Source organism: Hymenobacter cavernae (assembly GCF_014641455.1).
Taxonomy (GTDB): domain Bacteria; phylum Bacteroidota; class Bacteroidia; order Cytophagales; family Hymenobacteraceae; genus Hymenobacter; species Hymenobacter cavernae.
This window is the reverse complement of the sequence record NZ_BMHT01000001.1, coordinates 686657-706514: the sequence shown is the minus strand read 5'-3', so window position 1 is coordinate 706514 and position 19858 is coordinate 686657. Positions and strand designations below refer to the sequence as shown.

Below are 19858 nucleotides of genomic sequence, written 5' to 3'. Positions count from 1 at the left end.
ACGAACAACCAGAAACCAGAAACCAACCTAGGTATGAAACGCAAGACTTTATATACAAGCTTATTGGGCGCTCTGGCCTTGACGACGACCGGGTGCGAGAAGTTTCTGGATCAGCCGGTGCTCGGGCAATATGAGGCCGGGCAGTTCTTCACTTCCGACACCAACGCCTTGCTGGCCGTGAATGCCGCCTACGTGCCGCTGTCGTTTCGCGACGGAGGCTCGAACACCATCTGGGTGCTGGGCGATGTGGCTTCCGACGATGTCGTGAAGGGCAGCAACCCCGGTGACCAGGCCGACTTCGAGAACGTGGATAACTTCAGCATTGCGCCCATCAACGCGGCGGTGGAAGCCCAGTGGAAGCGCGACTACGACGGCGTCTTCAAGTGCAACGTGGTCATCGACGGGCTGCCGGAGTCGAACACCAGCGTGAGTGCCACGGTGCGCCAGCAGGCGGTGGGCCAGGCTAAGTTTCTAAGGGCCTACTACTACCTGGAGCTGACTTCGCTCTACGGCGAGATTCCGCTGCGGGTGAAGGTGGAAACGCCGGAGGAGCTGCAAAGCCCAGCCTTGCCGCAGGCCCAGATTTACGCCCAGATTGAAGCCGACTGCCAGGCCGCCGCCGATGCACTGCCTACTTCGTGGACCGGCTCCGACCTAGGTCGGGCGACGAAAGGTGCGGCTCTAGCTTTGCTGACCAAAACCTACCTCTATGAGAAGAAATGGGCTTTGGCCGCGCAAACCGCGCAAGCCGTGGGCGCCCTAGGGTACAAGCTGACGCCGGTGTTTGCTGATAATTTCCGGGCGGCCACGAAGAATAACACGGAAGCCATTTTCTCGGTGCAGCACACCAGCGGCCTGAGTCCTTTCCAGGGCAACAACCTCAATCAGTGGTTTGCGCCGCGCCCGCAGAACGGCTACGGCTTTTTCCTCCCGACTCAGAGCCTGGTCGACAACTTCGAGCGCACTCCGGCCGGCGTCGTGGACCCGCGCCTGGACTACACGGTTGGGCGGGCCGGGCAGTCATTTTTCGGGGAGCCGTTTGATCCTGCCTGGACTTCGACGGGTTACGTGTCGAAGAAGCACTTACAGCCGCTCACCGAAATTCCGACCACCATCAAAGGCGACGGTAGCCTGAACTACCAGGCCATTCGCTACGCCGACGTGCTGCTGATGCAGGCCGAGGCCTTCAACGAAAGCGGCAACAGCACCGCCACGCTGGCCGCCCTCAACCAGGTGCGTAAGCGAGCCCGCGAAAGCTACCTCTACGATACCTCGCTGCCGGGCGCCGGCACGGTGCCCGCGGGGCTGCTGCCCGACATCACGGTGACGGACCAAAGCCAGCTGCGCGAGCTGATCCGGCGGGAGCGGCGCTCGGAGCTGGCCCTGGAGTTCCACCGGTTTTTCGACCTGGTGCGCTACGGCGAAGCCTACGCCCGCCAGGCGCTGAGCGACCGGCCCAACTTCAACTACAGCCGCAATCAGTTTTACCCCATTCCGCAGAGCGAGCGGGATACCAACAGAAAGCTAGGTAAGTAGCCCGGCTTTGGATATGCTTTTCATTCCCACCCTTTTGTGATCTGAACATGAGAAGGCACCTAGCTTATTTATTCATCCTGCCCTGGCTGCTCTTCGGCTTCGCGGCCGCGCTATCTTCCTGCTCCGACGATGACGACAATACGCCCCAGGTTAACGCCGACAAAACTGCGCTAACGGCTCTCATCGACTCGGTAACCGTGGGCTACAACGCGGCCGTGGAGGGCAACAAGCCCGGCAACTACGCGGTGGGCTCGAAGGCGGCGCTGAAAACGGCGTTGGATCTGGCCACCAGCACGAAAGACGCCGGTAACTACACGCAGCTGGAGGTGAACAACGCCACCGCCAACCTGCGCCGGGCCGTAGCCGCGTTCCAGAGCGGACTCATTCAGGAGGTTTCGGCGGCTAACCTGGTGGCGCAGTGGAAGTTTGAGGGCAACGCCAACGATGCCACCGCGAACGGCAACAATGGCACGCTGAAATCAGGCCCCACTGGCCCCGGCACAGCGCCCGGCGACGGAGGCACGCTGCCGCAGCTGGTGCCTGACCGTTTCAACCGCCCCAATCAGGCCTACGAGTTCAGCAACGGCGCCTATATCGAAGTACCCTACAAAGCCGCCCTGAATCCGCAGGCCTTGAGTATCAGCCTGTGGTGCAAGCGCATCGATAGCAACAGCGACAACTACCTGGTGTCGTTGAACCGCTGGAACGGCTACAAATTTCAGCTGCAAGGCGCCGGCAAGCCATTCCTGACGGCCTCTACCACCACCGGCATCTTCGACCGCGACGCCGAGTCGGGCGTGGTGCCCGTGAACGTGTGGACGCACATTGTGGTGTCTTACGTGGATGGCACGCTGAAATTCTACGTCAATGGCACGCTGGCGAAAGCCTGGGCGGATACCAAGGGCACCATGAAAACCATCCCGGAGCCGGTAAACCTAGCTATCGGTCAGCAGCTGCCCAAAGACGTGTACAACCGCAAGCCCACCGCCGGGCAGGCCGCCGACTACTTTGAGTACTACGGCCCGGCCTTTTTTAAAGGGCAGATCGATGACATCCGCATTTACAACCGCGCCCTCACCGATGCAGAAGTGACGTCGATCTACACCATCGAAAAATCGCTGTAACCTTTACCTCACCCCCGGCCCCTCTCCCCAGGAGAGGGGTGCCAGACGCAAGTTGTCGTTGAACGCACCCCTCTCCTGGGGAGAGGGGCCGGGGGTGAGGTAAACTACATTTCACCTGAGAAATCATATGACGAATTCCGCCCAAAGCCGCCTGATTGGAGGCGTACTTGCCCTGGCACTCACCACGTTGCTGAGCTGCAATAATGCAGAGCAAACCCAGCAGAACACCGCCAAACCCACCGCTGCAGCCGACTGGAAAATGCTAGATTTTACCAAAGTCGACAGCATCAACCCGATCCTAGGTCCGAGCATGGCCGGGCGGTTTATCGACCCGATTTTGAAGCAGCCGGTGATGTGGGAAGAAAAGGACGTGTTCAACCCGGCCGTGGTGGTGAAAGACGGCAAGATTTACATGCTGTACCGGGCCGAAAACAAGGTGGGCGCCATCCAGAAAGCGTCACGTATTGGGTTGGCTACCAGCACTGATGGGTTTCATTTTACCCGCATGAAGGAGCCGGTGCTGTACCCCGACAACGACGCGCAGAAGAAATACGAGTGGCCCGGCGGCACCGAAGATCCTAGGGTGGTGGAAGATGATAATCACACCTACTACATGACCTACACCGCCTACGACGGCACCCTGGCCCGCCTGCACGTTGCGTCGTCGAAAGACCTGCTGCACTGGACCAAGTACGGCAATGCCTTCACGGATGCCGCCGGGGGTAAGTACGTGGATAAGTGGAGCAAATCGGGCTCGATTGTGTCGCGCTACGAGCCGGATGGCCGCATCGTAGCCACCAAGATCAAGGGCAAGTACTGGATGTATTGGGGCGATGCGCAAATCTGGCTGGCTACGTCCGACGACCTCATTCACTGGACGCCAATCGAAATGGCAGCCGGCGAAAAGCCGCCCGTGCCTTTGCGCGCTCAGGCGGTGACCATGCCGGATTTAAAAATCGTTCTGCCCACCCGCGAAGGCAAGTTCGACAGCGACCTGGTCGAATCTGGTCCGCCGGCCATGCTCACCGACCTAGGTATCCTGCTGATTTACAACAGCCGCAACGTGCCCGCCATCGGCGATAAATCGTTGCCCGAAGGCACCTACACGGCTGCCCAAGCCCTCTTCGATAAAAACGACCCCACCAAGCTCCTGAACCGCACCGATACTTACTTCATGCGTCCGGAAAAGCCTTACGAAACCACCGGCCAGGTAAATCAGGTAGTGTTCCTGGAAGGGCTGGCCCGCTTCAATTCCAAGTGGTTTCTCTACTACGGCACGGCCGATTCCAAGATTGCCGTGGCTACTCGCCCGGTTAAATAAGGCGTGACAGTTAGGAAAAGAACGTTATAGAAAGAACGTCATGTCGACCAACGGGAGACATCTGGCGTGCTATGGTAAACCCTATCGGTTGGAGTTAGCGTTGCACACGAGATGTCTCCCGTTGGTCGACATGACGTGCTCTGAAACCTAGGTCAGCTGGCCGGCTTGTGCAAGGGCGCCCGGTTTTGGCGCGGGGCCAGACGAGCCATCCTGCCGTTTCACCACGCTGATTTTGCCGTTGCGTTCCAGTCGCACGGTTTCGGCCTCCGCCAACGAGTCGATGTTGGCCGCGTCGCGCAAGCCTTCGTGCAGATCTTTCTCCGAAATGTTGGTTTTGCGCAGCTCGTCTTGCAGGAGGTTGCCTTGCTGCGCCAGTACCCTAGGTTCGCCTTTGATAAGGCTGCCGACAAAATCGCTGTGGAAGGCGGCGATAGCCAGCAGCCGGTGCAGCACCACCAGCACCGTGCTGGCGAGCAGGGTGCCAAAAAACGGCGAAGCCGCCACGATGGTCCGGCTTAGGACGGCAACCAGAATAATGCGCAGTACCGTGTCGAAAGCTGTGCCGGCGCCAAAGGCGTGGGTGCCCGCTATGCGCAACAGAACCAGCGCCACGAAGAAGACCACAACCGCGCGGGCGCACATGGCGCCCGCCATGATGGTGTGCGAACTGGCGTGCAGGTCGAGTAAGTCGTTGAGCTAGTGGGGTATCATAGACGTTGAGGGCTACCTGAGTTACGACTGCGCCGCGGCCAGCTTCTGCCCTTGGGCTACCAGCTTGGCCGCTTGCTTGGCGCCCGAGCGCCGAATGGGCTTAAACTCGCCGCCTTTAGCTTCATTGTACGAATGAAAGAAGTGCTCAATCTCATGGAGCAGCTGCGGCGATAAGTCCTTGATATCCTGGATGTGCTGATGCTGCCGCGACACGGCCGACACGGCCAGCAGCCGGTCGTTCTTCTCCACGCGGCCGTCGTTTTCGGTCTGCTCGGCTTCGATAGCCCCGATCAGGCGCACCTCCAGCATACAGCCCGGAAAAGCCGGGGCATCCATCAGCACGAGCACATCAATCGGGTCGCCGTCTTCGCCCTGCGTGGAGGGAATAAAGCCGAAATCGTAGGGGAAGCTGGAGCCTTCAGGCAGCACGCCTTTGAGTTGGAGCAGCTCCAGCTCAGGTTCGTAGGCAAACTTGTTGCGGCTGCCTTTGGGCGTTTCGATAATGACATTGAAGTTCTGGCTTTCTGCATTTTGCGCAGGCAGCGTGTGCAAAGCAACTGACATGAGGCGAGGGGAGTAGGTAACAATTTGGTAACACCCCTTTGTACCTATGCGCGGCGGTGCAGGTTGCGAATGACGAGCTAGGTTGTGCGTCCAGCCCGAAGGCGCGCAACCGTCTACCTGAGCGGGTGGCGAATGGCGGAGCGCCGTTTAGGGTTTGTGCAGGAAAACCTAGGTTTACGGCTGTGCTGCGTAACTCTATTCTTGGTATGCGTAAAAGTGAAGTAACGGATGTGCTTTTCGCCAGGCGCAGCCCCGTCTGATCGGGCAATAGTTGGTCTGAGCCGCTTGCAGTAACTGTAGCACCTAGGTCATGTGGTTGTCTATCAGGCTTATCCAGCTGCTTCGGTATCGGGCTACTACTTCCAGCTTACCCTGCCATGAGTGAAAGTGCACAGTTTGTAGATAGCGAGGAGCGGCTTCGGTCTTTGTTCGAGAATAGCCTGGATCTGATTCTGTTTCAGGACCGCGAAGGTGTTATTCAGGATGTAAATGGCTCGTTCCTCGACTTGTTGCATCGAGCCAAAGCGGATGTGACAGGGCGGCATATCAATGCATTTTTGCCCAATGAGCTGGTGCCGGTGTTCCATGAGAAGCTTCAGCAAGCCGTTGCGGGCACCCGCGTGCAGTTCGACGTGGCCGTTCAGTTTAAGGGTGCCGAACCTAGGGTGCTGAATATTTCCAAAGTGCCGCTGCGGGTCGACGGCGCCGTGAAGGGCGTGCACATGGTCGCGCGCGACATCACCGACTTGACGGCCTCCCACCAACTCATTGAGCAGCAGGCCCGCAAGCTCAATACCATCTTCGAAAGCATCACCGATGCGCTCTTTCACCTCGACCGGAACTGGCGGCTGACGTTCCTCAACCACGAGGTAGAACGGCTCCTGCACGTGCGGCGGGAAGAGATTCTGGGGCGCAACATCTGGGAGGTGTTTCCCGCGGAAGTAAACGGGACTTTTTACAAGCAGTACCACCACGCGCTGGCCACCGGCCATGCGGTTCATTTTGAAGCGTATTATGCCACCGGACAGCTCTGGCTGGAGGTGAAGGCTTTCCCTTCGGAGGAAGGCTTGTCGGTGTATTTCTCCGATATCACGCCGCGTCAGGAGGCCCAAACCAGTCAGAAAAAGCTTACGGAAGACCTGTACCGGCACAACCAGGACTTGCAGCAGTTTACCTATCTGGTTTCCCACAATCTACGGGCCCCACTGACCAACGCCCTAGGTCTGGCGCAGGTGCTTCAGGCGGAGAGCGCCGCGCCTAATGAAACGCTGAACTATCTGGAAGCCAGCCTGGAGCAGCTCGATCTGGTGCTCCGCGATATGAACGCCATCCTCTCGGTGCGCGACCAGCAGGGCGTGGCGCTCCCCGAGCCCGTGCAGCTAACCGACGTGCTGAACCAGGTGCTGCACAGCCTCCAGGATTCGTTGCAGCAGGCCGAGGCCACGGTGGTGCTCGCCGTGCCCGATGAGCTGCGCGTGCATGGCAACCGGGCTTATCTCTACAGCATCTTTTATAATCTGCTCACCAACGCCCTCAAGTACCGCTCGCCCGCCCGGCACCTGGAAATGATCATCACGGGCACCCGCCAGCCCGAGGGTGATGCGCGTCTCACCTTCGAGGACAATGGCCTGGGCTTCGACCGCGAAAAGGCTGGTAATGATGTGTTTAGGCTCTACAAGCGGTTTCACGCAACGTCATCGGGGCGGGGGCTGGGTTTATACCTGATCAAAACGCACCTGGATGCCATGGGCGGCCGCATAGAAGTGCAAAGCCAGCCCGATGCCGGCACCCAATTCTTTTTATATCTCCCCTAAGTAAGACGTATGCAAACGGTTCTGATCGATGACGACTTCATCAGCGTGTTTCTAACCGAGAAATTATTAAAGCGAGAAGGCCTGGGTGACACGGTACGCTCGTTTCAGTCGCCGCAAGAGGCGGTGAGCTACCTTCAGCAAGCCATCCCCGATCAAACCCCGGAACTCATCTTCCTAGACCTGAATATGCCGCTGATGAGCGGCTGGGATGTGTTGGAGGCCCTCAAGCCCTACGAGGCTGAACTCGTTACGCGGTGCTTTATTTACCTACTAACGTCTTCCCTCGCGTACTCCGATACAGCCCGCGCCAAGGATTATACGCTCGTAACCGAGCTGATTCATAAGCCGTTGAGTAGTAATAAGGTTCAGGCAATCCACACCAAGATAATGGAGCGCCGGGCCAACCTAGGTTAGCTTACCCAACTACGCTGTTACTGCTCATTTGGGTCGGCACTCACTGTCAGGCGGGTTCCCACAGTTCAATCTTGTTGCCTTCGGCATCCAGAATATGGACGAATTTGCCGTAGTCGTAACTCGCAATGTCATCCAGGATGGTTACTCCGTCTCTTTTGAGTTTAGCTACAAGCCCTTCCATATTCTGAACTCGATAGTTGATCATAAACTCCTTTTCTGACGGTGCGAAATAGTCACTTCCTTTTTGGAAAGGGCTCCATTGAAGGTAGCTTATCTCGTCGGGGCGGCTGGCGTTTCTGGATTCAAAGCTCGAACCCCATTCATTGGTTTCAAGTCCTAAATTCCTAGCATACCATTCTTTCATTTCCTGCGGATTATCTGAAAAAAAGAAGATCCCTCCAATGCCCGTTACCTTGGGAGTTGTGTCGTTGGTGGAAGGGGTGTTTGCCGTCTCATTCTTTTGCTCTTCCATTTTCCTGCTCTTTTAGTGGTTACGTTGCAACTTGCAAGATCTGTTACTATCTGAATTTTAGAAACCTAGCTACGCCGCCGATTATTCATCCAGATACTGGTGCACAAACTTGATGGCCATCGAGCCTTCGCCCACCGCCGAGGCTACCCGCGCCATGGCGCCCGCCCGTCCGTCGCCGGAGGCAAACACGCCCGGCACGCAGGTTTCCAGCAGGTATGGCTCGCGCGGGTGCTTCCAGTGGGCGGCGTAGCGCGGGTCGGCCACTAAGTCGCGGCCGGTGAGCAGGAAGCCTTTCGCATCGAACAGCACCGTGCCGTCGAGCCATTCGGTGCTGGGCTTGGCGCCGATGAACACGAACAGCGCCCGCAGTTTCCGCACCTCGCGCTGCCCTTTGATGCTGAGCACGATTTCCTCGAGGCGTTCTTGTCCGCACACTTCTTTCACTTCCGAGAACGGCAGAATCTCGATGTTCGGCGTCTGCCGGATCTGCTCAATCAGGTACGCCGACATAGAAGCGGCCAGGTTCGCGCCCCGAATCACGATGTACACCTGCCGGGCATACGCCGCCAGGTACATGGCCGCCTGGCCCGCTGAGTTGCCGCCGCCCACGATGTACACGTCGCCCTGGTCGCAGGAGCGGGCTTCGGTGCGGGCCGCGCCGTAGTACACGCCGGCCCCGTTGAGCTGGTCGATGCCGGGAATATCGAGGGTGCGGTAGCTCACACCTAGGGTCAGCACCACGGCTTTGGTGCGCACCTCGCTGCCGTTGGCCAGCGTAAGTACCTTATAATAACCGCCCTGCACGCACATACTGGTGACTTCCTGCGCCAGAAACTCCGTCCCGAGCCGCACGGCCTGCGACCAGGCGCGATGCGTCAGCTCGCTGCCGCTCACGCCGGTCGGGAAACCTAGGTAGTTCTCGATGCGGGAGCTGGTGCCGGCCTGGCCGCCGGGCAGGTTACGCTCAATCAGCAGCGTTTTCAGGCCTTCGGAAGCCCCGTACACGGCGGCCGCCAGGCCCGAAGGCCCGGCACCCACCACCACCACGTCGTACAAATCAGAAGAGGCGTGCGAGGCCAGACCTAGCTTGGCGGCAATGGCGCCGCGCTCGGGTTGGGCCATTGCTTCCCCGTCTTCGCTGATGATCACCGGCAAGTTGGCCGTAGTGAAGCCGGTGCTGCTGAGCAAGTTCAGGGCCTCCGGGTTCGTCTCCACATCCAGCCATTCGAAAGGCACCATGTAGCCCGCTAGGAAGTCTTTAACCTCGTGAGAAAGCGGCGACCATTGAAAGCCAATGACGCGTACGCCCTGAAACCTAGGTTTGTACGTGGCCTGCCAGGCGGCCAGCAAATCGTGGAGCGTGGGGTAGAGAAGCTGCTGCGGCGGGTCCCAGGGCTTGAGCAGGTAGTAGTCGAGCTGGGCCTGGTTGATGGCGCGAATAGCGGCTTCGGTGTCGGCGTAGGCCGTGAGCAGCACGCGCTTGGCACTCGGAAACATCGCCCGGACTTTCTCCAGCAGCTCCACGCCTTCCATGCCCGGCATCCGCTGATCGGCCAGCACGAGGGCCAGGGGCTCGGCCCGCACGTTCAGCTCTTTTATGATGTCCAGCGCCTCGGCCCCGGAGCTGGCCCGTAGCACACGGTAGTCGCGGCGAAACTCACTGCGGAGGTCCCGATCAACAGCGCTCAGCACTTGCGGGTCGTCGTCGACGGCTAGAATAACGGGTTTTTTCATTTTTAGCTGTTAGGGTTTAGCTGTTAGCTTCTAGCTGTTGGCTGTTAGCTTTTGTTTGGGTTGTATATCAGATAAGTAGGAGCGGAATCAGCTGCGCAGCAGGCAGAAGTAAGTGAGCCGTGGTCGGCTGACGTTCATCAGAAACAGCAGCAAGCTAATAGCTAACAGCCAACAGCTAACAGCTAAAACTCAACAGCTCAAATTAGTAGGCAGCCAGGCACAAAACTCGGTGTGGCCCGGCCGCGACTGCACTTCCAGGCGGCCGTTGTGGTTGCGGATGGTGCGCTGGGCAATGTCCAGACCCAGGCCGGTGCCGTCGCCGGCCTGCTTGGTGGTAAAGAACGGCTCGAAGATGCGCGGCAGCACGTCGGCCGAAATGCCAGGACCGTTGTCAATAATAAACACGCGCACGAAGTCGCCCTCCTGGCGCGTGCGCAGCGTGATGGTGCCACCGGCCGGCAGCACATCCAACGCGTTGTCAATCAGGTTGGTCCACACTTGGTTGAGGCTGCTGACCTGGCCGCATACCTTGGGCAGCGCGGGTGCGTAGTCGCGCACGAGGTTGATGTTCTTGCTGCGCAATTGGTAGCTGAACATGTTCACGGTGCTTTCCAGGCCAGCCACTACGTCGAGGGCCGCCATGTCGGAGCCCCGGTCCATGTGCGAGTACGTTTTCACGTTATCGACCAGCGTGCTGATGCGGGCGCTGGCTTCCTGCACGTCGCAGACGAGGTGGTAGGTGGTGAGCTGCCCTTCGAGCCACGCGAAAGCCGCGGGCAACACCTCCGGCGGCAGGTCGGCGGCTACAGGAGCAAGCTGGTCGCGGGTCAGGCCGGCATCAATCAGCCCACCCGCCAACTGGTAGCCTTCGGGCACGCCTTGCTCTTCCAGCCAATCGGCCAGCTCGTCTTCCTGGTCGGCGCGCTGTAAGGCCGATAGCGGCACAGCCGGCTCCACGCTGCACGCCGACTCGGCCAGGTTCATCAGTGCCTCCAGCGACTCGGGCGTGGGGCAGTGGCGCACCAGGCTGAGCAGCAGCGCCGGCTTGGTAGCCGCGCGGTTGGCCAGGGCCTCGGCGGAGCGGGCAATGGCGGCTACGGGGTTGTTCAGCTCATGCGCCAGGCCTGCCGAGAGCTTGCCGAGGGCCCGCAGCTTTTCGTCGCGCTCCTGACCGCGGGCTTCTTCCCGCACCCGGTCGCTCATCACGCCCACCAGGCGCTGCACCAGCTCGGGGCTCACCTGCTCCAGCTCCGGAAAGAAGCGGCGGTGCAAACCGTACATGACGGTTTCGCCAACGGCCGCGCCGTAGTTGGGCAAGGTTTGCAGGCGCGAATACGGCAGCACGCCGCTCACCTGCCCCGTCTCGATGCGAAACCTAGGTTCCCGGTGCCCGTTCTGCACCTTGAAAAATTGAACGCCGCCTTTGACGAATGCCGTCATGTACTCGGCCGGGTCGCCGGGCTGCACGATGGGTTCGTCGGGGGCGTAGTCGCGCCGCTCGCCTTGGGTCAGCAGCCAGTCGATGGTTTCGGCGGGCAAGCCCTGGAAGGTAGTAATCGTCAGCAGCTCATCCGGGGTCAGGTCGGCAGGCATAGCAAAGGGAAAAAGCTAGGTTTACCACCAATATACACGGCTACCGTCGAACCTGCTCATTGCTAGCTATCCAGAGCGGCCAGGCAATGTTGTAAGAGTCAAGAGCCTAGGCCTAGGTTGGCAATGAGATTGAGCCGGCGACAGCCAAAGATGATAAACCTAGCTTTCAACCAGAACTCACAGCGTCGTCTGAAACAAAAAGCCTCTCCCATTTGGGAGAGGCTTTTTTCGTTGTAAGTATTGGCAATGAAGTAGTCGCTACTCCTTAACCAGGCGTTGGTTCAGGTGAACCGTGCCGCCGATGATGGTCATGATGTAAGCGCCGGCCGGCAGGTTTCGGACGTCCAGCGTGTGGATTGCGCCGCCGGCTAGCTGCTGCGTGCTCAGGGTGCGGCCGGTCTGGTCGAGCAGGGCAACCGAGTAGCTGGCAGCCGGTACCTGCGTCAGGTCGAGCGTGGTGGTCGTCACGGCTGGGTTCGGGTACAGGCTCAGCTTGACGTTGGCGGTAGCCGCAAACTGTACCGTGCGTACGAGCGAGAACGACTCGGTGCCATCGGTATCTACCTGCCGCAGACGGTAGTAGATGGTTTGGCTCAGGCGAGCCGCCGTTTTATCAACGAAGCTGTAGGTATGTGCCAGGCTGGTCGAGCCGTGGGCGGCTACCGTGCCGATGACCGTAAACTGCTGCCCATTAAGGGAGCGTTCTACCACAAACCGGTCGCTGTTCTTTTCCGAAGCGTTGTAATATAAGGTGCCTTCGCTGCTGGCGGGTACAGCCGTAATCGTGTATGACTGCACCGTTCCGTCTACTGTGCTGCTGAGGTTGTCGAGTGAAACCTGCGCGGCGCTGCTCGGGAGTGTCACGGAGTTAGTAACATTGTTTGCTACTGGCAGAACGCGGCAGAAGGAGAGCAGTCAATCCCGATGCTCTGCGCGCTAGGATCAGAAAGCTGCGACTAGGCATTGCGGTACGTGATGGTGAAGCTCGTAACGGCACTCGGGAACGTGACGATAACGCTAGCGTCCATGGCGCTGGTATTGTCACCCGTTGCTACTACGCCAGTGGCGGTAGTGCCCGAAATGGTAAAGAAGTTGGAGCCGGCTCTTGCCTTCGACAACGTGGGCGTGACGCCTGTTGTAGTGCCGTTCACCGTTAAGGATCCGGTAAACGCTACTTCATCCGTGAACGCCTGCCGGGGCACCAACAGGCCACCCAATAGGCCGCCACCATAATAAATAATAAGCGTCAATATCCTGCACGCGCACGGCTAGGTTCGATACCGGCCGGTTGAACGTGTAGGTAACCGTAGAAGCGCTTTGGTTGGCCGAGGTGTAATCAGTTGACCAAAGAAGTGTCTGAATGCCATTGAACTGCCCCGTCATGAGCGTGCTGTTAGCATCCGCAGACGTAGAAGTGTAAGCAGTTGTGACTTTAGTCGCGGAAGTAGTGCCCGAAATTCCTTCCTGAACCCGGTTCTTCCAGTTCTCGTTAGCCGCCCGTCTGTTGAAGTCGACTGCGGTAGCTGCCGTGGTGCACGGGTCGGAAGCCGAAGTTACGAGCAGCCAGCGGCTGGTAGTGTTATTAGCTATTGAGTCGCCTATTAGCTATTGAGTCGCCGCTCGCGGTAGTAGCCGAGATGGTCGCCGTGTTTTCGTCGCCCGATGGAATGATGGGGGCCGTGTAGGTGTAGGTGAACGAGTTGTTCACGCCGGAGCTCATTGTTTCAACAAGCGGAAACGTGATGGTATTTCCGGAAATCGTACCGCCGCCGGCATTGGTGATGGTGGCCCCTTCCGGCACTACCACTTGCCTCGTCACGTTGCTCGCCGCTAGGTTGGGGCCGTTGTTGCCAAACTGCACGGTGTAGGTCAGGCTTTGCCCGGTTGCCCCGTTGGTCGGGCCGCCAGTAAAGCGGGCATACAGATCGGCCTGCGCGCACCAATTGATTGAGTTGATACCTAGGGTCTGAATACGGTTGGTGCTGGGGGCATAAGGCCGCGTATTACGATGAGTGATTACCAGCTTAGTGACATTATCCGGCAGAATGGCCGTCAGGTCGCCGCTGGCTGCACCGGCCGCGCTGGCTGCCGTGCCCTGCACTTCCCCATCCCCCACGTAGGTGTTGTTGGCTCCCGTAAGAAGTTGTCGCTGGTGAGCTGGGCGGCCATTGTGCTACCGCTGGTGTATGCCTCAAACGCTAGGTTGTCAACGAAATTGACGTCGGCGTCAATGTCTTGGAGCTGAAGGGCCAGGTTGTTGACCGGGCGCGTGAAAGTGAGCGTAACAGACGATTCATTGGTGCCACTATTGCCCGTGTTATCCAGCTGCCACACCAGCGACCGTCCCGTAAGCGCTCCATCGGTTCCTACCGAAAAGGTGTTTGTCTGGAGACCCGGAACGCTGCTGGTGTAGCCGCCGAATGTGAAGGACGTCCCTCTTACGGTTTCCGTTGCGGTTTTCCGGTTGCCTAGGTTGGCCGTAGTGTAGTTTAATGTACTAGTAGTAATGCACTGGGCCCAGGCTTGTGGCCCTAAGGGAATCAGGGCTAGCAGGAGCCCCAGCAAACGTAAAGTTGTCTTCATAAAGGGGGATTACTGGATGAATCGAAGGTTGGGCGCTATGTGGATCGTGACCTACCTGCTAGGTCGTAGCTTATTTTGGGAAGAGTACAGGTTTAATCTCTGGTTTTAGGACTATTCAGGATCAGCAAAGAAGATAGTCTTAGTGTGTTTGTGCTCTTGCTTTAATAGCTGTATAAGCTCTTAGTTGATTTTTTATATAATGTCGAAAGTAATATGATTGGTTTTTCTGATATGGGATAGGTGTTTTTGTTATTGGAATTTGTTTGTAAAAACACATAGTATTTTATATAATAATGTAATTTAATATATGTTAAGGATTTATGCTTCATTCATGAAAATCAGGCATTTATATTGGTAAAAACCATTTTTTGATTGTGTTATTCTAAATTGTTTACACGAAAGATATGCTAGAACAAAGCTTATTTAAGCTGCTAACTAGTTTTGAATTGTCATAGGCTGTAAATAATGCGCTGCCTGCATAAAAATTAAATAAGGTAATTATCGCAAGAGTTTGTCTTCGGTAGAATAGTGCTTGTAGGATGTAAGCAGGTATTTGGCAAATTGTATAATAGCGTTGCCTAAGTAGTGGCTTCTAACCGGTTGGTGCACCAGGACGTTAGTTAGTAGGGAGGCAGTCCACAAAAGCCACTTGCCGGTTCTTACAGGCAGACTGGTAGCGGCGGCAGTTACGCGGGTAGTTTTGAGTGCTGCCTAGCTTCCAGCTTGCGGGCTGATGATGCGCACAGCCGAATGCCATATTTTTGATCAAGCGACTCAGCCGCCGAGGATGGTAAACGTGCTGGCTGGCTTATAGCACAATAGGGAATAAGCAAGTGGGGCTGACCAGAGCCGGGTTCCTTTGCTCTTCGCATTACCCACACGAGGTCGGCCGCTGGCAGTAGCCGGGTGTAGCATACAGCACCGTGAGCTGTAGTGCCGTTGGCGTAAAATCAAAGAGTACGCAGCCACTGGTTTTTCCAGCAATTGCGTACTCTTTGGGGATAAAGCAGACGAGCAGAGTTTTGCCCGTTGATTAACGCTAGCTACAGCATCATTCCACCCGTCGGCTCAATGTGCTGGCGGTAAACGCGAAAAAGGACGAGGATTTCGCCGAGATAGAACCACTGTCAGCGCCCTGCTTTTACCAGTATCCTCAATTAGGCTGTAGCTTGGTTGGAAGCAAACCAGCCATTTTCGGACAGCGCAACTAAAGTATTTCACCCTACTTCGCCGTCTGGGTTATTATAAAGCTACTTAGCAGGTAGTCGGCGGCCGCTGGTCAGCCTCGCCGTTTTTCATTCCACTTACTTCCTGATGCCTACTGCTGCCTTCAACGCCATCAAGACCTACCAGATGCTAGATTATGTCCAGCGGTTTACGACGGAGCCGACGGCAATCCGGCAATTGGTGCTAGCCGATACGGAGCAGTTTTTCATCGTGGCCGTCGAGCAGCTTTATCCTTTATTCACGCAGGGCGTGCCACCGTCGCGGGCTACCGGCCACTCGCTGGTGTTTCTTACTTCGGGGCAGGCCAGGATGAACATTGGCAATGACAGCTACTGTGTAGGCCCGCACGAGATGCTGATTACGCGGGCCGGGCAAGTGTATTCTTTCGAGACGGGCGACGTGAATACGGGCTTTGTGTGTCATTTTCACGACGACATACTGCTGGGGCAAAGCGGCGCGGGCAACGATACTCAGGTTCCGTTCGATTTTCTGCATTTCTGGGGCCGGCCTGTAATTGAGCTGCCAGGGCAAACCGGCGAATTTGTTGAGCAGCTCCTACGCCGACTGCTCGTCGAGTACAGCACCCACCAGCTAGGTTACCCAGCCCTTGTGCGGGCGTATCTGCTGGCGCTGCTGCACGAGCTGCACCGGGCGTACACCGCCGAATCGCCGAAGCAGCTCACGGCGGCCGCGACCCTGACCAACCACTTCAAGCATCTGGTGGCCACGTCGCTCAAGACGACGCACCGCGTGAGCGACTACGCCGATTGGCTGCACATCTCGCCCAACCACCTCAGCAAATGTGTGCGCAGCATCACGGGTAAATCTCCGGCTCGCTGGATCGAGGAAAGCATCGTGCTCGAAGCCAAGGTATTGCTCTTTCAAAGCGGCTGGTCGGTGGGCGAAGTGGCCGTGGCCGTGGGCATTGAGGATGCCTCGTACTTCAGCCGCCTTTTTAAGAAGCACACGGGCCTGACGCCACTAGCCTTTCGCAAGCGGAATAATTTGTCCTAAAATCTGCTTGCTGTGTACTAACACAGCCCGGCTAACCAGCTGCACCTTTGCCTCATTCTTTAAGTAGTGAGCGGAGTTCTACACGCGCCGGTGAGCGGATGAGCACGAGCTAGCCGACTGAATGGCAACCGCCATTACTCGTTTGATTTTCAAAGCTGTATGTACCTGACTGTTCTAGCCCTGCATTCCCTGTTTCGCTGGGTTGTGCTGATTGGCGTCTTAACCGGCATTTTCCGGGCCTATCGGGGCTGGCTCGGCGGGCGGACCTTCACGGCCCTCGACAACACCATCCGGCACAGCAGCGCCACTGCCGCCCATGTGCAGCTTATTCTGGGCTATGGGCTGTACCTGGTGAGTCCGCTGATAGCCTCCTTTCACCTGCGCGACGCCGAACACGACCCTGGTGCTTTGTTTTTCGGTGTGCAGCACGTGGCTCTGATGACCATTGCCATCACGGTGCTCACTATCGGCTCGGCCCTTGCCAAGCGCCAGGCTACTGATAAAGAGAAGTTTCGCACGATGGCCATTTGGTTTACGCTGGCCCTGCTCACCATTCTGGTGGCCATACCGTGGCCTCTCTCGCCGCTCGCGCAGCGGCCACTTATTCGTTTATAAAGCAAACCTGTATGTTAAAATCACCCATTGGCCGCTTGCGTCTGCTGGCGCTGGCTGAAGGCACTTCGCTGCTGCTGCTCGTCGGCGTGGCGGTGCCTCTTAAGCACTTCTACGACAACCCGGCGCTGGTGCGTGCCATTGGGCCGGTGCACGGCCTGCTGTTTGTGCTGTTTGTGCTCAATACGTTGCGCGTAGGTATCGAGTACCACTGGCGTTTTGCTACTACCACCTGGAAGGTGTTGCTGGCCTGCCTCGTGCCCTTCGGCACGTTCTACGTAGACCATAAAATTCTGGCGCCGTTGCAAAACAAGCCAGTACCGCCAGCCGAATAACCCAGTGGACTCGCATTGCCCGCAGACCTAGGTTTTGCCGAGTACTTTACTAACCCAATCAGGGGTACCTCGACGCGCCTGGCACGCGCACGGCTACGGCGTAGAGCAGCAGACTGCCCAGCGTGCAGGCACGCGTCGGGGCGTTGCGCGACTTGTCGAACAGCGGCCAGGCGCAAGTGCCAGCGCTTGACCGCGCCGGTGCGTGGCTGAACCTGGCAACTCTGGCACTGGAGGCTGAGCCTCCTTATTGGCTGCTGAAATTAGGCGAGGATGACTTACTGGATACGTGACGAAGTGGAATACGAAATTCGCCCCAATCTATACTTAACGACGGCTTAACGCTACTTCGTCGGTGCCTACCACCTCCTTGCTGACATGCCGCAGCAGCACAATCATCAGCACCACTACTGCTCCGCTAACCAGACCTAGCACCGGCGCAGTAGTAAAGCTCAGAGCCCAGCCGTTGATCTTCGCGCTAAGTACGTCGCAGAAGTTTACCAGGGCCATATAGGTGGTGAATTGCGAGCCTTCTATTTTAGCTTGGCACAGCGCCATCAGGGCGGGCAGGGCCGCTACGCTGAAACAGGGGTCGGCCATATTCGAGAGCACTGCCAGGTAGCCTTTTCTGCTACTGAAGTAAGATGTTTAACGGGTACAGTTTACCTACTCGCTTGATTTATATTTATCCATTGCATTTCGTAGCGTCTGCGAAGCTCACCACGGGCATGTTGTCGGAGCAGGAAAGTATTCTTCACTGAAGTACTGGCCGGTTGGGCCATCTGGACCAAGTAATGCATACTTCACGATGCGCTGCCCGGCCTCTTCCACCGTGCTGGTACCTTGATAACCCGTAAAGTCCGTTTTGGTATAGCCTGGGCATACTGCATTGACTTTAAAGGGAGTGTTGCGCAACTCATGAGCTAGGTTGATGGTGTACATGTTTACGGCCGCTTTCGACGATTGGTACACGGGAAGCCGATAGGCGAAATTCTCGTTAGCGAGGTCGGCGTACAGTGCCAGGGATGCCATGGCGGTGCTCACGTTGACGATGCGCGGCTGCGGCGATTTTCCCAGCAGGTCAAGGAACGCTTGCGTGACCCCGGCTACCCCAAACACGTTGGTTTCAAATACAGCCCGGAACTGCGCCAGCGTGGTGTGCAGCGCTGGTTGGGGTACCCCGCCGGAAATACCAGCGTTGTTGACCAGCACATCTAAGACTGATGTTTTTTCGCCAATTACCGTCCGAGCCGCTTGGATGGAGTCGGGGCTGGTGACATCTACTTGAACAGCTGCTAGGTTCGTGAGCCCGATGGTGTTGAGTTGCGCCACAGCAGCTTGTCCACTTTCCAAGCTACGGCTGCCGAGGTACACGAAAAATCCGTGTTGGGCGAGGCGTTTGGCGACTTCCAGGCCAATGCCCTTGTTTGCGCCGGTTACTAATGCTGACTTCATGGGTTGAACTGATTAAATAGAAGTGAAAAAAATGAACCGGCGAACCCATTCCTACCGGCTGACTATAAGGAATAGCAGTATCCGTGAGACACTTGTCAGTGTCCTGTAAAATGCTCTCTAAGAACATGATGAGCCCTGAAGACCCGACTTGCCCGAGTCTTCTCCCGGAGGCAGGTAGTGCTGCCTTTCGGAAAGCTAGGTGGAGAGTAGCCGGCATGCTTTCCGGGAGCGTACGCGGCATCTGCTTAAGGCATGGGGTCTTAGCTGGTGTTGTTATAAATTGTTGTTTACTAGCAGAGTGGTGCCTACTGGCTCCGTTGGCTCTTCATCTCAATCACCTGCCGATGGGTAGGTAGCTCTTTTGCCAGCCAAGGCGGTTGGGGGATAGCCAAACTGCTTTTTAAACGCATGCGAGAAGTGGGCTAGGTTTTCAAAGCCCACCTCCAAGTAAAGCTCCACAGGCTTTCTTCTTTTTTCTACTAATTGATAATGTGCCAGCGCCAACCGTTTCTGCGTGAGCCAGCGCTGTGGGCTAAGCAGAAAAGCTTTCTTAAAGTCTCGTTTGAAGGTAGTTAGGCTGCGGCCGGTCAGGTAGCTAAAGGTGGTCAGGGGCATATTGAACATATAATTCGCCTCCATGAACTCAACCAGATTGATTTTTCCTGGCTCGGAAAAATCGGCCAGCACCTCGTCGCTGTGCTCGTCGAGGTTGCGCAGGATCTCAATCACCTCCGTTACCTTGACGGCCAAGAGCTTTTCCGGCAAGCGGTGCTCTAGCTCCAGGTAGGGCAGCAAGGAGGCAAAGAGGCTCTGTAGCAGCGGGCTTTTCGAGAAGAGTAGCATGCCGGTAGCAGCCAGTCGGACTGGCGTCGGGATATTCTCCGCATAATAGGCCCGCACAAGCGCCGTGGGCAGCTTCATGACCACAGCCTGATACGCTACGCCGTCTTTCGGATACTTCAGCAGGGTTATGGGTTGCTTTCTGGGCAACAGCAGCGTATCACCTGGCCCGCAACTGAGAGTACGGTCGGCTTGCACCACTTTTAGCTCGCCCGCCAGCACTCCTACCAGGGTATGATCATCCGAGGCTAGCTCTCCTCGGTAGCGCTGGTCGCCTCGACAAGCTACTACCATTTCCGCGTAGCGGTTGAATTGCTTAAATGCCATAGGTACTTGCATCTCAATGTTTGTCAAGTGCCATGCTCCAAGGTGAAGCGCAGCTTGACCATACAAAAGTAAGCAGCCCTCAACCGTCGCGTTTTGTTCAAAAGTCCGAATTTACTTTGCTCAGCAGTCCACCTAGCCATTGCGGGTGCTAGGTAGGAGCGGACAAGGAATTTAGGAAAATACAA

General features: G+C 57.1%; 21 protein-coding genes. 9 read left to right on the top strand and 12 right to left on the bottom strand.

The features are described from left to right. Positions 1–33: 33 nt before the first annotated feature. From IEX74_RS03070 to IEX74_RS03060, 3 genes are all read left to right on the top strand, one after another. Positions 34–1536, top strand: coding sequence for a RagB/SusD family nutrient uptake outer membrane protein (locus IEX74_RS03070; protein WP_188810792.1), 1503 nt, complete (start codon positions 34–36; stop codon positions 1534–1536). 47 nt (positions 1537–1583) lie between these two features. Then, positions 1584–2660 (top strand): LamG-like jellyroll fold domain-containing protein, encoded by a 1077-nt coding sequence (locus tag IEX74_RS03065; protein ID WP_188810790.1) that lies wholly within the window; start codon positions 1584–1586, stop codon positions 2658–2660. Positions 2661–2787: 127 nt separating this feature from the next. Next, positions 2788–3981 carry a glycoside hydrolase family 130 protein gene (locus IEX74_RS03060; protein ID WP_229755094.1) on the top strand — a complete coding sequence of 398 codons (1194 nt, stop codon included), beginning with the start codon at positions 2788–2790 and terminating at the stop codon, positions 3979–3981. Between the two features lie 147 nt (positions 3982–4128). Here the strand turns inward: IEX74_RS03060 and IEX74_RS03055 are convergent, their stop codons facing one another. Both IEX74_RS03055 and IEX74_RS03050 read right to left on the bottom strand, forming a co-directional pair. Beyond that, the gene (locus IEX74_RS03055) at positions 4129–4635 is read right to left on the bottom strand and encodes a DUF421 domain-containing protein (RefSeq protein ID WP_188810789.1); all 507 of its coding nucleotides are present in this window, start codon (positions 4633–4635) and stop codon (positions 4129–4131) included. Positions 4636–4713: 78 nt separating this feature from the next. Further along, the gene (locus IEX74_RS03050) at positions 4714–5256 is read right to left on the bottom strand and encodes an inorganic diphosphatase (RefSeq protein ID WP_188810787.1); all 543 of its coding nucleotides are present in this window, start codon (positions 5254–5256) and stop codon (positions 4714–4716) included. A 377-nt stretch (positions 5257–5633) separates the two neighbouring features. Between IEX74_RS03050 and IEX74_RS03045 the strand changes: the two genes are divergently transcribed. Continuing rightward, entirely contained in the window at positions 5634–7070 is a 1437-nt protein-coding gene (locus tag IEX74_RS03045; RefSeq protein ID WP_188810785.1) for a sensor histidine kinase, read from the top strand. A 9-nt stretch (positions 7071–7079) separates the two neighbouring features. Then, entirely contained in the window at positions 7080–7484 is a 405-nt protein-coding gene (locus IEX74_RS03040) for a response regulator (protein ID WP_188810783.1), read from the top strand. A gap of 46 nt (positions 7485–7530) precedes the next feature. Here the strand turns inward: IEX74_RS03040 and IEX74_RS03035 are convergent, their stop codons facing one another. From IEX74_RS03035 to IEX74_RS03005, 7 genes are all read right to left on the bottom strand, one after another. Then, positions 7531–7956, bottom strand: a complete 426-nt coding sequence (locus IEX74_RS03035; RefSeq protein WP_188810781.1) for a VOC family protein — start codon at positions 7954–7956, stop codon at positions 7531–7533. Positions 7957–8037: 81 nt separating this feature from the next. After that, on the bottom strand, positions 8038–9690 hold the full coding sequence (locus IEX74_RS03030; protein ID WP_188810779.1) for an FAD-dependent oxidoreductase: 1653 nt from the start codon (positions 9688–9690) through the stop codon (positions 8038–8040). A gap of 189 nt (positions 9691–9879) precedes the next feature. Next, positions 9880–11283 carry a sensor histidine kinase gene (locus tag IEX74_RS03025; protein WP_188810777.1) on the bottom strand — a complete coding sequence of 468 codons (1404 nt, stop codon included), beginning with the start codon at positions 11281–11283 and terminating at the stop codon, positions 9880–9882. Between the two features lie 258 nt (positions 11284–11541). Further along, positions 11542–12147 carry a T9SS type A sorting domain-containing protein gene (locus IEX74_RS03020; protein ID WP_188810775.1) on the bottom strand — a complete coding sequence of 202 codons (606 nt, stop codon included), beginning with the start codon at positions 12145–12147 and terminating at the stop codon, positions 11542–11544. 92 nt (positions 12148–12239) lie between these two features. Further along, a complete protein-coding gene (locus IEX74_RS03015) occupies positions 12240–12533 on the bottom strand; it encodes a hypothetical protein (RefSeq protein ID WP_188810773.1) in 294 nt (97 codons plus the stop codon). Positions 12534–12865: 332 nt separating this feature from the next. Beyond that, complete coding sequence (locus IEX74_RS03010; protein ID WP_188810771.1) at positions 12866–13399, bottom strand: DUF11 domain-containing protein; 534 nt, start codon at positions 13397–13399, stop codon at positions 12866–12868. Further along, the gene (locus IEX74_RS03005) at positions 13336–13866 is read right to left on the bottom strand and encodes a hypothetical protein (protein ID WP_188810769.1); all 531 of its coding nucleotides are present in this window, start codon (positions 13864–13866) and stop codon (positions 13336–13338) included. Before IEX74_RS03005 ends, IEX74_RS03010 begins: the two co-directional genes overlap by 64 nt. Before the next feature lie 1314 nt (positions 13867–15180). On the opposite strand from IEX74_RS03005, the gene IEX74_RS03000 reads away from it, so the two are divergent. From IEX74_RS03000 to IEX74_RS02985, 4 genes are all read left to right on the top strand, one after another. Further along, complete coding sequence (locus IEX74_RS03000) at positions 15181–16107, top strand: helix-turn-helix domain-containing protein (RefSeq protein ID WP_188810767.1); 927 nt, start codon at positions 15181–15183, stop codon at positions 16105–16107. A 159-nt stretch (positions 16108–16266) separates the two neighbouring features. Continuing rightward, positions 16267–16722 carry a hypothetical protein gene (locus IEX74_RS02995; RefSeq protein ID WP_188810765.1) on the top strand — a complete coding sequence of 152 codons (456 nt, stop codon included), beginning with the start codon at positions 16267–16269 and terminating at the stop codon, positions 16720–16722. Positions 16723–16733: 11 nt separating this feature from the next. Continuing rightward, the gene (locus IEX74_RS02990) at positions 16734–17054 is read left to right on the top strand and encodes a DUF3817 domain-containing protein (RefSeq protein WP_188810763.1); all 321 of its coding nucleotides are present in this window, start codon (positions 16734–16736) and stop codon (positions 17052–17054) included. Positions 17055–17176: 122 nt separating this feature from the next. Beyond that, positions 17177–17344 (top strand): hypothetical protein, encoded by a 168-nt coding sequence (locus IEX74_RS02985; RefSeq protein ID WP_188810761.1) that lies wholly within the window; start codon positions 17177–17179, stop codon positions 17342–17344. A 34-nt stretch (positions 17345–17378) separates the two neighbouring features. Here IEX74_RS02985 and IEX74_RS02980 read toward each other — a convergent pair whose 3' ends face one another. The 3 genes from IEX74_RS02980 to IEX74_RS02970 form a co-directional block, all read right to left on the bottom strand. Then, on the bottom strand, positions 17379–17651 hold the full coding sequence (locus IEX74_RS02980) for a hypothetical protein (protein ID WP_188810759.1): 273 nt from the start codon (positions 17649–17651) through the stop codon (positions 17379–17381). 117 nt (positions 17652–17768) lie between these two features. After that, a complete protein-coding gene (locus IEX74_RS02975) occupies positions 17769–18506 on the bottom strand; it encodes an SDR family oxidoreductase (RefSeq protein WP_188810757.1) in 738 nt (245 codons plus the stop codon). Between the two features lie 330 nt (positions 18507–18836). Further along, complete coding sequence (locus IEX74_RS02970; RefSeq protein WP_188810755.1) at positions 18837–19673, bottom strand: AraC family transcriptional regulator; 837 nt, start codon at positions 19671–19673, stop codon at positions 18837–18839. Positions 19674–19858 lie beyond the last annotated feature (185 nt).

Excerpts from the sequence above, each read along its gene's own strand:
- IEX74_RS03045 (WP_188810785.1), top strand. The coding sequence starts at position 5,634 with ATGAGTGAAAGTGCACAGTTTGTAGATAGCGAGGAGCGGCTTCGGTCT.
- IEX74_RS02970 (WP_188810755.1), bottom strand. The coding sequence starts at position 19,673 with ATGGCATTTAAGCAATTCAACCGCTACGCGGAAATGGTAGTAGCTTGT.
- IEX74_RS03040 (WP_188810783.1), top strand. The coding sequence starts at position 7,080 with ATGCAAACGGTTCTGATCGATGACGACTTCATCAGCGTGTTTCTAACC.
- IEX74_RS03035 (WP_188810781.1), bottom strand. The coding sequence starts at position 7,956 with ATGGAAGAGCAAAAGAATGAGACGGCAAACACCCCTTCCACCAACGAC.
- IEX74_RS03060 (WP_229755094.1), top strand. The coding sequence starts at position 2,788 with ATGACGAATTCCGCCCAAAGCCGCCTGATTGGAGGCGTACTTGCCCTG.
- IEX74_RS03055 (WP_188810789.1), bottom strand. The coding sequence starts at position 4,635 with ATGGCGGGCGCCATGTGCGCCCGCGCGGTTGTGGTCTTCTTCGTGGCG.
- IEX74_RS03070 (WP_188810792.1), top strand. The coding sequence starts at position 34 with ATGAAACGCAAGACTTTATATACAAGCTTATTGGGCGCTCTGGCCTTG.
- IEX74_RS02995 (WP_188810765.1), top strand. The coding sequence starts at position 16,267 with ATGTACCTGACTGTTCTAGCCCTGCATTCCCTGTTTCGCTGGGTTGTG.
- IEX74_RS02980 (WP_188810759.1), bottom strand. The coding sequence starts at position 17,651 with ATGGCCGACCCCTGTTTCAGCGTAGCGGCCCTGCCCGCCCTGATGGCG.
- IEX74_RS03050 (WP_188810787.1), bottom strand. The coding sequence starts at position 5,256 with ATGTCAGTTGCTTTGCACACGCTGCCTGCGCAAAATGCAGAAAGCCAG.
- IEX74_RS03000 (WP_188810767.1), top strand. The coding sequence starts at position 15,181 with ATGCCTACTGCTGCCTTCAACGCCATCAAGACCTACCAGATGCTAGAT.
- IEX74_RS02990 (WP_188810763.1), top strand. The coding sequence starts at position 16,734 with ATGTTAAAATCACCCATTGGCCGCTTGCGTCTGCTGGCGCTGGCTGAA.
- IEX74_RS02975 (WP_188810757.1), bottom strand. The coding sequence starts at position 18,506 with ATGAAGTCAGCATTAGTAACCGGCGCAAACAAGGGCATTGGCCTGGAA.
- IEX74_RS03005 (WP_188810769.1), bottom strand. The coding sequence starts at position 13,866 with ATGAAGACAACTTTACGTTTGCTGGGGCTCCTGCTAGCCCTGATTCCC.
- IEX74_RS03025 (WP_188810777.1), bottom strand. The coding sequence starts at position 11,283 with ATGCCTGCCGACCTGACCCCGGATGAGCTGCTGACGATTACTACCTTC.
- IEX74_RS03030 (WP_188810779.1), bottom strand. The coding sequence starts at position 9,690 with ATGAAAAAACCCGTTATTCTAGCCGTCGACGACGACCCGCAAGTGCTG.
- IEX74_RS03065 (WP_188810790.1), top strand. The coding sequence starts at position 1,584 with ATGAGAAGGCACCTAGCTTATTTATTCATCCTGCCCTGGCTGCTCTTC.